The organism is Allobosea sp. GW821-FHT10B12 (assembly GCF_059415545.1).
Map to the genome: position 1 here is coordinate 936,242 of NZ_JBWKNL010000002.1, position 9,037 is coordinate 945,278.

General features: G+C 62.9%; 12 protein-coding genes. 5 read left to right on the forward strand and 7 right to left on the reverse strand.

Annotation, left to right across the window (positions count from 1 at the left end):
* Positions 1–22: 22 nt before the first annotated feature.
* Positions 23–1,699 carry a peptide ABC transporter substrate-binding protein gene (locus tag AC07O0_RS09705; protein ID WP_494622327.1) on the reverse strand — a complete coding sequence of 559 codons (1,677 nt, stop codon included), beginning with the start codon at positions 1,697–1,699 and terminating at the stop codon, positions 23–25.
* A 295-nt stretch (positions 1,700–1,994) separates the two neighbouring features.
* On the opposite strand from AC07O0_RS09705, the gene AC07O0_RS09710 reads away from it, so the two are divergent.
* The 3 genes from AC07O0_RS09710 to AC07O0_RS09720 all read left to right on the forward strand — a co-directional run bounded on the left by AC07O0_RS09710 (position 1,995) and on the right by AC07O0_RS09720 (position 4,532).
* Positions 1,995–2,612 carry a helix-turn-helix domain-containing protein gene (locus tag AC07O0_RS09710; protein WP_494622329.1) on the forward strand — a complete coding sequence of 206 codons (618 nt, stop codon included), beginning with the start codon at positions 1,995–1,997 and terminating at the stop codon, positions 2,610–2,612.
* A gap of 58 nt (positions 2,613–2,670) precedes the next feature.
* Positions 2,671–3,015 (forward strand): RidA family protein, encoded by a 345-nt coding sequence (locus AC07O0_RS09715; RefSeq protein ID WP_494622331.1) that lies wholly within the window; start codon positions 2,671–2,673, stop codon positions 3,013–3,015.
* Positions 3,016–3,095: 80 nt separating this feature from the next.
* Positions 3,096–4,532 carry an NAD(P)/FAD-dependent oxidoreductase gene (locus AC07O0_RS09720; protein WP_494622333.1) on the forward strand — a complete coding sequence of 479 codons (1,437 nt, stop codon included), beginning with the start codon at positions 3,096–3,098 and terminating at the stop codon, positions 4,530–4,532.
* A 160-nt stretch (positions 4,533–4,692) separates the two neighbouring features.
* On the opposite strand, the gene AC07O0_RS09725 is transcribed toward AC07O0_RS09720, so the two are convergent.
* Positions 4,693–4,827, reverse strand: a complete 135-nt coding sequence (locus AC07O0_RS09725) for a hypothetical protein (RefSeq protein ID WP_494622335.1) — start codon at positions 4,825–4,827, stop codon at positions 4,693–4,695.
* An 11-nt stretch (positions 4,828–4,838) separates the two neighbouring features.
* On the reverse strand, positions 4,839–4,997 hold the full coding sequence (locus AC07O0_RS09730) for a hypothetical protein (RefSeq protein ID WP_494622337.1): 159 nt from the start codon (positions 4,995–4,997) through the stop codon (positions 4,839–4,841).
* 28 nt (positions 4,998–5,025) lie between these two features.
* On the opposite strand from AC07O0_RS09730, the gene AC07O0_RS09735 reads away from it, so the two are divergent.
* Positions 5,026–5,196 (forward strand): hypothetical protein, encoded by a 171-nt coding sequence (locus AC07O0_RS09735; protein ID WP_494622339.1) that lies wholly within the window; start codon positions 5,026–5,028, stop codon positions 5,194–5,196.
* A 253-nt stretch (positions 5,197–5,449) separates the two neighbouring features.
* Here AC07O0_RS09735 and AC07O0_RS09740 read toward each other — a convergent pair whose 3' ends face one another.
* The 3 genes from AC07O0_RS09740 to AC07O0_RS09750 are packed head-to-tail and all read right to left on the reverse strand — an operon-like array spanning position 5,450 to position 7,269.
* Complete coding sequence (locus AC07O0_RS09740; RefSeq protein ID WP_494622379.1) at positions 5,450–6,064, reverse strand: NADPH-dependent F420 reductase; 615 nt, start codon at positions 6,062–6,064, stop codon at positions 5,450–5,452.
* 54 nt (positions 6,065–6,118) lie between these two features.
* Positions 6,119–6,550 (reverse strand): ester cyclase, encoded by a 432-nt coding sequence (locus AC07O0_RS09745; protein ID WP_494622341.1) that lies wholly within the window; start codon positions 6,548–6,550, stop codon positions 6,119–6,121.
* A 53-nt stretch (positions 6,551–6,603) separates the two neighbouring features.
* On the reverse strand, positions 6,604–7,269 hold the full coding sequence (locus AC07O0_RS09750) for a hydrolase (RefSeq protein ID WP_494622343.1): 666 nt from the start codon (positions 7,267–7,269) through the stop codon (positions 6,604–6,606).
* 116 nt (positions 7,270–7,385) lie between these two features.
* Between AC07O0_RS09750 and AC07O0_RS09755 the strand changes: the two genes are divergently transcribed.
* A complete protein-coding gene (locus AC07O0_RS09755; RefSeq protein ID WP_494622345.1) occupies positions 7,386–8,315 on the forward strand; it encodes a LysR family transcriptional regulator in 930 nt (309 codons plus the stop codon).
* Positions 8,316–8,432: 117 nt separating this feature from the next.
* Here the strand turns inward: AC07O0_RS09755 and AC07O0_RS09760 are convergent, their stop codons facing one another.
* On the reverse strand, positions 8,433–8,924 hold the full coding sequence (locus tag AC07O0_RS09760; RefSeq protein ID WP_494622347.1) for a MarR family winged helix-turn-helix transcriptional regulator: 492 nt from the start codon (positions 8,922–8,924) through the stop codon (positions 8,433–8,435).
* Positions 8,925–9,037 lie beyond the last annotated feature (113 nt).

Here is a 9,037-nt window from a genome sequence, read left to right on the forward strand (position 1 = left end):
TCATGGGTTCACGCGGCCCGTTTCACTTGGCCCAGTACCAGCTGCCCATGTTCCAGGCGTTCTGGCGCTGGTTGATATTGGGGCGATAACCGACAAGCCCTTCCTTGACGCCTTCGATCGGCGCGTACTGGAAGATGGGGAGGATCGGGAGCTCCTCGCGGACGATCTCCTGCAGCTTGGAATAGATCGCCTTGCGCTTTTCCTGGTCGAAGGTTTCCTGGCCCTGTTTCATCAGGGCGTCGGCCTCCGCGTTCTCCCACTGCATGTAGTTGCCGCCGCTGCCACCCTTCACCGGAATGGCATCCGAGGCGAAGCGCGAGGCCGGATCGGGATCGACGCCCGTTCGGAAGGTGGTTCCAACCAGCAGGGACTCGAATTTGGAGCGCACATAGAACTCGCCCCAGATCACTGCGGCCGGCATGTTGTTGATCGTCATCTTGGCGCCGATCTGCTGCCAGTCCTGCTGCATCAGTTGCTGGCACTGCTCGCGCAGCTGGTTGCCCGTTGTCGTCGAGACGGCGAATTCGAGCGGTACCCCGTTTTTCGTGCGCGTACCGGATCCCGAGCGCTTCCAGCCGGCCTCGTCGAGGAGCTTGTTTGCTCTGTCGAGGTCTCGCTTCTGCGTGGGAAGGCTGGGATTGAAGGCCCATGATTCCCGCGGCGCAAACGACTCGGTCGGCTTCGGGACGCCATAGTAGATCGCGTCGATGATGGCCTGCTTGTCCATCGCCGCGTAGAGCGCATGCCGGACAGCCTTCTCGGCAAAAACCTTGTTGCCGAGGTTGGGCATGATGATCTCAAGATTACCGCTCGGAGCGACCGCGACCTTGCGCCCGGGAAGCTTGATGGCTTCCTGGTAGAAGTTGGCGGGGATGCCCGAGATGATCACGAGATCGACTTGCCCGGTCCGGAACTGAGCATAGAGCGCCGTCATATCGGGCACGTATTTCAGGACGGCCTTCTCAAGATAAGGCCCGTCGCCGTGGTAGCCCTCATTGGCGACGAGCGTGATGTTGTCGCCGGGCTGACGCGTGCCCCAGCGGAAGGGACCTGTTCCGACGGGTGCATTGTTGAACGGCGCCGTGTTCGGGTCCCCCGCCTTCCCCAGAATATGCTTCGGAACGATGTGGGTGTTGGCGAGCATCGCCAGATAGGGCGCGTAGGCCTTCTCCATCCGCCAGGTGATCTCGTGAGGGCCCTTGACCACGATATCCTTGACGAAGGCGTGGCCGACGCGCGTGCGCGCCTTGAAACCGGGCGTGTTGATCAACTCCAGGGAGTATTTGACGTCCTCGGCCGTAAACGGCGTGCCATCATGCCACTTTACGTCGTTGCGTAGCTTGACGGTCCAGGCGAGGCCGCCCTCGGCAATGCCGCCATTGGCCTCGCTTGGAACCTCGACCGCAAGGTCGGGCTTCAAGCTACCATCGGGCTCCGCGACCCAGAGCGAGTTGAAGACGCTGGTCCAGACGACCTCGTCGACCTCGACGCCGGGCATCAACGGATTGAACGCAACCGGCTCCTGGGAAAGGCCGACGACAACAACGCCTTTTGGCTTAGCCGGAGGAGGCGGATTTGGCTTGCCTGCGACTTGCGCCTGGGCGCCGAAGCCGCTGATGGTAGCCAGCGCTCCGGCCCCGAGCCCGAAGAGATCGCGGCGATCGAGTTCAAGCGGCCAGCCAGCGCGATTGATCGTCATGTTGGATCTCCCCTTGAGGCTCCCTGCAGCGTTCAAGGCTGAAAAGAGACATCAGAATATTGAATTACAAACCCAGCCGGGTCTCTCATTCAGCGTTATTTGGCAAAAAATTTTCATCATAATTGACACGCGTCAAGCGCAGAATCGGTACATTTATCGCCACCCGCAACAAAAAAATATGTAAGCTATTGAAATTTCAGAATATTCAATCTGAAGTTTGTTTTTTCAGTAAAATGGTTGCGCCCAGCGGATCGTCATCATATCGTCGGGCAATCCCAGTCAGCGACGAGATCCCATGTCGGACGCAGTTCAGATCCCTGAAGACCTCGAACCCGATACTGAAGAGCAGTTGGAGTCCCTGAGGATCGGACGTCGCCTTCGTGCGCTCCGCACCGAGCGTGGAATGACCATACTCGAGATGGCGGCGAAGGCCGGAGTGTCTGTCGGAAGCATCAGCCAGATCGAGCGCGGCGCCTCCAACCCTTCGATCAGTACCCTGCAGAAGCTACGCGCGGCGCTTGGTGTGACGCTGTGGTCGTTTCTGGAAACCGAGGCGGAAGCCCCTCGCGAGAACCGCTATGTCCGCCGGCCCGGCGAGCGTCCGAAGATCGTTGTCGGCGGCAGCCACTTTACGAAAGAGCTTCTTTCGCCGCGTGACAATAATCAGCTCCGCTTCATGATCCTCACGGTCCCGCCAGCGGCGCAAAGCACGGACGTTCTCACGGGCCCGGGCGACAAGGCCGGCTACGTGATGTCGGGAAGCGTGGAATTGACGGTGGGAGAAGAGGTCTTTCAACTCGTGGAAGGCGACAGCTTCCAGTTTCCGAGCACGATCCCGCACCACCTTACCAATCGCTCCGAGCGCGAGGCGAGGCTGATCTGGATCATCAACATCCGGGAATCGCACCTATAGGGCGATAGCGTCGGGCCGCGTGAGGCTGCCCATCCTTCCTAAACCGTCACGAGGGTTCATGATTACGCGTCACGAAGTCACCGGCCGCCTCAGCAAGGTGCTGGTCGCGAACGGGTTCGCTTTCCTTTCCGGCTTGACCGCCAAGGACCGCAGCGGCGGCGTCAAGGAGCAGACCGCGGACATCCTCGCCCAGATCGACAGCTACCTGGCTACGGCAGGGACCGACAAGACGCGCATCGTCGTCGGGAACATCTGGCTGAAGGATGTGAGTACCTTCAACGAAATGAACGAGGCTTGGGAAGCTTGGGTCGACCCCAGGCAGCCGCCGGCCCGGGCGACCGTCGAGTCGCGACTGGCCGCCGACGATATTCTCGTCGAGATCCAGGTTCAGGCCTTGGTCTGAGCGTTGCTGCCTCCGCTGCGGCTTACAGCGGAGGCAGCCAATTTCCGGCCCCAGATCGCCTGCCATTTTGGTGAATGCCCATGTCGCAGCCCTCCGCCCCCCTGTCGATCTTGCCCGGTGATCCTTCCTGGTGGTTCAGCGATGCGCTCCGCGCCGAGGGCGGCGAAATGCCTTCACCTTCGCTGTCAGGCCAGATCACGGTCGACGTGGCGATCGTCGGCGGCGGCTTCACGGGGCTTTGGACGGCACTGGCTCTGCGCGAGCGTGCGCCTCAGCTTTCGATTGCCCTGATTGAAGCGTCACTCTGTGGTTCCGGGGCCAGCGGCAAGAACGGCGGTAAGGTCCATGGATATTGGGCCTCCCTCGCCGGCATGGCCGCCAATATCGGCCCCGACGGCGCGCTCGCCGTGGCACGGGCGGGAACGCGGGCTCAGGATGCCATCCGGGCTTTTGCGAGGGCTCCCGGCCGCGATGTCTGGTGGCGCGAGTCCGGCAATGTCCGTGTTTCGGCGGCTCCAGCGCAGGATGCCAAGATCAAGCTCTATGTCGATGCAGCCAAGCGTCTCGGCGTGCCCGACAGCGCCCAGGCACTGACGCCAGAGCAAGTGGCTGATCATTGCCGTTCGCCGGTCTTTCGCGGCGGCCTCTATCTGCCCGAGGGCGCCAATGTTCATCCCGCCCGCCTGGCGCGAGCGCTGCGGAAGGCCGCCATCGAGGCGGGCGTCGCTCTTTACGAGAATACGCCGATGACCGGGCTTGCCACCGGCTCGCCCAACCGGATCTTGACGCCTGGCGGTGAGGTCATCGCCCGCGAGATCGTGCTTGCCACCAACATCGAACTGGCGAAACGCCCCGAAGTCAGCCCGCATGTCAGCGTGTTTTCGTCTTATGCGCTAATGACCGCGCCAGCCCCCGAGAAGCTGGCTGCGATGGGATGGAGCCGTGACGAGGGGCTCGCTGACCTGCGCATGTTCGTCCACTACTTCCGCAAGACAGTGGATGGCCGGGTCCTGATGGGATCCGGCTCAGGCCCAATCAGCTTCGCCGGCAATACGCGCGATCCCGGGCTGACCGCTGATCGTGCTTCGGCGGCTCGTGCCGAAAATGGGCTGCGCAGGCTTCTGCCTGCCTTCGCGGCTGTCGGCATCGAGAGAATCTGGGGCGGAGGCATCGATGTTTCGTCGGACCGGCTGCCATTCTTTCGGACCGTGCCCGGCACCCGCGTCCATTACGGTGCCGGTTACTCCGGCCACGGCGTCAATCCGACTTATATAGGTGGCCAGTGCCTTGCCTCGCTCGTTCTCGACGCGAAGGATGAATGGTCGACACTCCCCCTTTGCACGCGCGATGTGCCGAGATTACCGCCAGAGCCCTTCCGCGCTGTCGGCGGCAGGCTCGTGCGTTGGGGCATCATCGGATGCGAAGAGGCGGAAGAAAAAGGCGGACGCGCCGGTCCCCTCATGCGCGGTGCAGCTGCGATTCCAAGAATTTTTGGGCTAAAAATCGGCACCCGATAGCTGCAACGGAAATACCGTGGACGAGTGCCGTGCAATCGCTGAACAAGCATAATCCACGATCGCTGCGCCAAGCCGCCACCAGCGTTGATTTCCCGGCCATCGGGACAGCATTCTGCTTAATGCCGGACATCGCGATGGTAGCGAAGTGGACTTGGAATACTCAGGCCTCCTCAAGCTGAAGCCATTGCGGCGATGATGCTGCAAGCTCCACCCAGTCGAGCTCTTTCTCGATTGCGTGGAACACATCGTCCTCGACCTCGCCGGTGCCGCGCATCATCGCGAGCCGGGATCGCATGCCGGCCAGCGTCAGGCGCCGAAGATGACCCGCTTCGCCGACCGCGCGGGGATGATGGCCTTCTGCCGCCGTCGCCAGGCACCAAACGTGGCAACGAACTCGAACAGCCGCCCCCCGAGCGTGCCGGCAAAGCCGGGGGCGAGCTTGAGATAGCAAAAGCCCAGGGCCACGCCCCGTGCCGGACAATTGAATTCGAAGATGCGGTTCTTCTCGACCCAGATCGAGGCTTATCTCGCGGACGACCTCTGGCTGCGCAACGCGCGACAAGCGAACGCGATGGCCAAGGCACTGGCTGCCGGGCTCGGCTCGATCCCGGGAGCCGAGATCCAGGGCGAGCCCGAGGCAAACATCCTGTTCTGCCGGATGTAGCGTTCCCTCGTAGAAGGACTGCTGGCCGAAGGCTTCGGGTTCTATCACGACCGTTGGGAGCCCGGCATCGTCCGCTTCGTCACCTCCTTCGCCACGACCCCGGAAGATGTGAACGATCTCCTCGCGGCAGCGAAAAGACTTGCAGGACAGCGGTAGCACGCATCAGACTGAGAATTGCCTCTCGGCGGGCCGCTATGTGTCGGCCCGCCATGGGCTTGTTCCGGATGTTGCGCGCCTTCGAAGCCTCTCTGGTTCACCCGAGCTTGACGAGGTTCTGGTTTGGGAGCGGGCCTCCGGGAAACTGAGCGAGCTTCCCCCCGGCCGCGAGCGAACCGAGATCGATTCCGGCGAAGCCGAGCCGCTCGATCAGAGCGGCGACCTCCGCCTTCGCCGCAGCATCGTCGCCGGAATAGAACAGCACGCGCCGCCCGCCGTCGGAGCGAGGATCAGTGGCCAGCAGCTCCGCGCGGAGGTGATTGAAGGCCTTCACGACGCGGGCTTGCGGAACGAAATCGGCAATGACCTCGCTCGATGCCCGGCCACCGAGGTCCAGTGGCTGGAACAGCGGCGCTTCGATCGCGTTGTTGGCGTCGATGACGATGCGCCCGTTCCAGGCAGGAAGTCTCGCCAGCGCGGCCGGGAGCTTGGTCCAGTTGACGGCGACGAAGACGATGTCGGCGCGCGCCGCTTCCTCACGGCTGACCGCCGTGATGGATGGCCCGAGCTCGCGGACCAGGCCTTCGAGAGAATCCGGGCCGCGACTGTTCGAGATGCCGGCCGCCACTCCTGCGCGTGCCAATGTCCGGGCGAAGGCCGTGCCGATCGCGCCGGAGCCGATGATGCCAATGGTCATGTGATGTTCCTTCAGGGTCGGCGCCGGCAGCGGTAGACCGTGCCGGCGCACGTGATTTCACGGTTCGTGTCAGACGGCTGGCGCAGCGCCCAGTTGCTGCATCAGCGAGAAGAGGTTGGCGACGCCCCAGTGCTCGCTGATCTTCCCATCGCGGACGCGCATGACGTCGACGGTCTCGAACTGGATTGTCCGGCCCGTCGGCTTGATCCCGAAAAGCTCTCCCCGATGCGTGCCGTGATAGGTCTTGTAGGTCGTCACACGGTCGCCATCGGCGAGCTGCCAATGGATCTCGGCATGGAAATCGGGAAAGGCGGTACGAAGCACCTTGTACAATTCCCTCGCGCCAGCCTTGTCGGGGGTGCGACCCGGCTGCGGCGTGTGATCGAGGAAATCGTCGGCGAACAATTCCTCGAACACCGCGAAATTGCCTCCGCCCTGCACTTCTTCGGTATTGCGGCGAATGACCGCCTTGGCGGCTTCGCTTGCATTGCTGCTGGTCATGACATGCTCCGAGAGGTTGATAGGTCTGGGCTACGGTTGCTTGCGAAGGCGGCTCACGCCTTGCCGGCAGCCGCCTGGCCGAGCAGTTGCAGTTCCCAGGCGAGCGCGATGCCGGTGCCGCCGCCATGCTCGATGAAGATCTCGCCGCCCTTCGCGGCCGTCTCTTCGCGAGCCCAGTCGCGCTGCAGCTCGCCGGCCACCGCCATCCAGGTGATCGGAATGACGCCCGCCATCACCATGCGGCGCACTGCCATGTCGTGCGCTTCCGCGCTCACGCCGCCGGAGGCGTCGGTGACGGCATAGACCTCGTAGCCTTCGCCCGCGGCCTGGATGGCCGGCATGGCGAGGCAGATCTCCGACCAGAGCGCGGCGATGATGAGCTTCTTGCGGCCCGTCTTCTTCACGGCATCGACGACGCGCGCATCTTCCCAGGTGTTGATGAAGGTACGGTCGATCGGCTTCTGATCGGGGAAGACATCCTGCAGGCCCTTGATCAGCTTGCCGCCGCGGTCTTCCAGAACAGTGGTCAGGATCGTCGGCACGCCGAAGAGCTTTGCCGTCTTGGCCAGCGCGATGACGTTGTTCACGATCATCGTGGGCTCGTGGCTGTGCAGATTGGCGAACTGGAACGGCTGGTGGTCGATCAGCACCAGCACCGACTCTTCAGGGGTCAGCAGGGCCTTGAGACCGTTCTTCGGGGCGGTGGGCTGGGTGGGCATGGGCATTTCTCCGATTGGTTCTGCGTTGTCCGCCCCACAGAGATCGCCCGTTTATTCACCTATGATTAGTCGGCAATGATCGGTAAGTCTTACAAGCATCGCTTGAAGGAATGCGCTTGGAGACACTGGCCAACCTCGAATCCTTCGCCCGCAGCGCAGAAGCCAGCAGCTTCTCGGTCGCGGCGCGGCGGCTTTCCCTGACCCCGGCGGCGGTCAGCCGAAACGTCGCGACGCTCGAACGCAACCTCGGTGTCCGGCTGTTTCATCGCAGCACGCGCAAGCTGACGCTGACCGACGCCGGGGAGCGTTTCCTGCTGGAGATCCGGGACAATCTCGAAGGGCTTCAGCAGTCCATTTCGAGCGTGGCGACAAACGGCGGAGAGCCGGCCGGCGTACTCAAGGTCAGCATGGGCCTCAATTTCGGGGCCGACTACATTCTGCCGATGCTGCCGGCGTTCCTGGCCCGCTATCCCGGTATCCGGCCCGACTGGCAATTCACGACCCGGCAGACCGATCTGATCGCCGAGGGATTCGATGCCGCGATCGGCGGAGGCATCGAGCGGGGGCCCGGCATTATCTCGCGCACGCTCGCGCCGCTGCATCTGATCGCGGTCGCGTCGCCCGCATACATGAAGAAGCACCGACCGCCGACCGACCCCACGCAGCTTTCCGCATTCGATGGGATCGCGTGGCGCTCGTCACGGACGGGTCGCATCCGCGAACGCATCATGCGCGACGTCGAAGGCACCGCAATTCCAGTCAAGCTCAAGGAGACGATCGTCCTCGACGACCCCGAAGCGACCTGTCGCGCGGCGCTGCTCGGCCTCGGCGTGACCCTGAACGCCATGTGCCATGTGCTGCCGCATCTGGAGAGCGGCGCGCTCGTTCGCCTGCTGCCGCAATGGTATATCGACGAAGGGCCGATCTCGATCTACTACGCAAGCCGTACGCTGCTCCCGTCGAAGACCCGTGTCTTCGTCGATTTCGTCGCCGACGCGTTTCGACGCCAGCGGCTCGCCGAGAGATTTGCCGGCAGTCTTGGCTAGCCATACGTGCGGCACGCGCTTCTAGCAGCGCCGTCATAGGCCTCGGACCAATGCCGAGACCGTTGAGAACGCCGTCATCGCCCAGAATGGCGGACTTCCATCGCGGCCATTCCGACTTCACTCGGTAGCGTCGGGCTTTGTGGTTTCGTCCGGGCTCACGGCGTCACGCATGCCGTTCCTGAGGGCCTGAACGCATGTGTTGAGTTCGATCATCTGGGGAATCTCGAAGCCTGAATGGCGCAGGAGGGCATCGGTGAGGCAGCCGGTCTGAGGGTGGAGTTCCCTGCCCTTTGCGGTGAGATGAACCTCGACGAGGCGCTCGTCCGCGGTGCTGCGCCGCCGGCTGAGGAAGCCGGCCGCTTCCAGGCGCTTGACCGCCGGCGTGATCGTGCTCGGCTCCAGCGCCAGCCGCTCGGCGATGGCGCCGATCGTCAGCCCGTCGCGTTCCCACAGCGTGCTCAAGGCCAGATACTGCGTATAGGTCACCCCCATCGCATCGAGCATTGGCTTGTAGACGCGCTGGATCGCCAGCGACGCCGAATAGATCGAGAAGCACAGCTGCGCGTCGAGCGGCAGCGTCGGGGCGTCGGCATTGGGTTCATCGGTCATCAGGGATCTCCGGGATCGGCAGCAGGTCGCTCTATCGAAAAATGATATCGCGATAAAGAAATCGCTTTACAAGCCCTGAGGCACTCTGTATGAGAATGATTATTGCGATAATG

What these genes read in the sequence shown, in the direction of transcription:
- AC07O0_RS09720 (WP_494622333.1), top strand. Translation starts at nt 3,096, where the DNA reads ATGTCGCAGCCCTCCGCCCCCCTGTCGATCTTGCCCGGTGATCCTTCC.
- AC07O0_RS09735 (WP_494622339.1), top strand. Translation starts at nt 5,026, where the DNA reads ATGCGGTTCTTCTCGACCCAGATCGAGGCTTATCTCGCGGACGACCTC.
- AC07O0_RS09710 (WP_494622329.1), top strand. Translation starts at nt 1,995, where the DNA reads ATGTCGGACGCAGTTCAGATCCCTGAAGACCTCGAACCCGATACTGAA.
- AC07O0_RS09760 (WP_494622347.1), bottom strand. Translation starts at nt 8,924, where the DNA reads ATGACCGATGAACCCAATGCCGACGCCCCGACGCTGCCGCTCGACGCG.
- AC07O0_RS09750 (WP_494622343.1), bottom strand. Translation starts at nt 7,269, where the DNA reads ATGCCCACCCAGCCCACCGCCCCGAAGAACGGTCTCAAGGCCCTGCTG.
- AC07O0_RS09745 (WP_494622341.1), bottom strand. Translation starts at nt 6,550, where the DNA reads ATGACCAGCAGCAATGCAAGCGAAGCCGCCAAGGCGGTCATTCGCCGC.
- AC07O0_RS09705 (WP_494622327.1), bottom strand. Translation starts at nt 1,699, where the DNA reads ATGACGATCAATCGCGCTGGCTGGCCGCTTGAACTCGATCGCCGCGAT.
- AC07O0_RS09725 (WP_494622335.1), bottom strand. Translation starts at nt 4,827, where the DNA reads ATGCGATCCCGGCTCGCGATGATGCGCGGCACCGGCGAGGTCGAGGAC.
- AC07O0_RS09715 (WP_494622331.1), top strand. Translation starts at nt 2,671, where the DNA reads ATGATTACGCGTCACGAAGTCACCGGCCGCCTCAGCAAGGTGCTGGTC.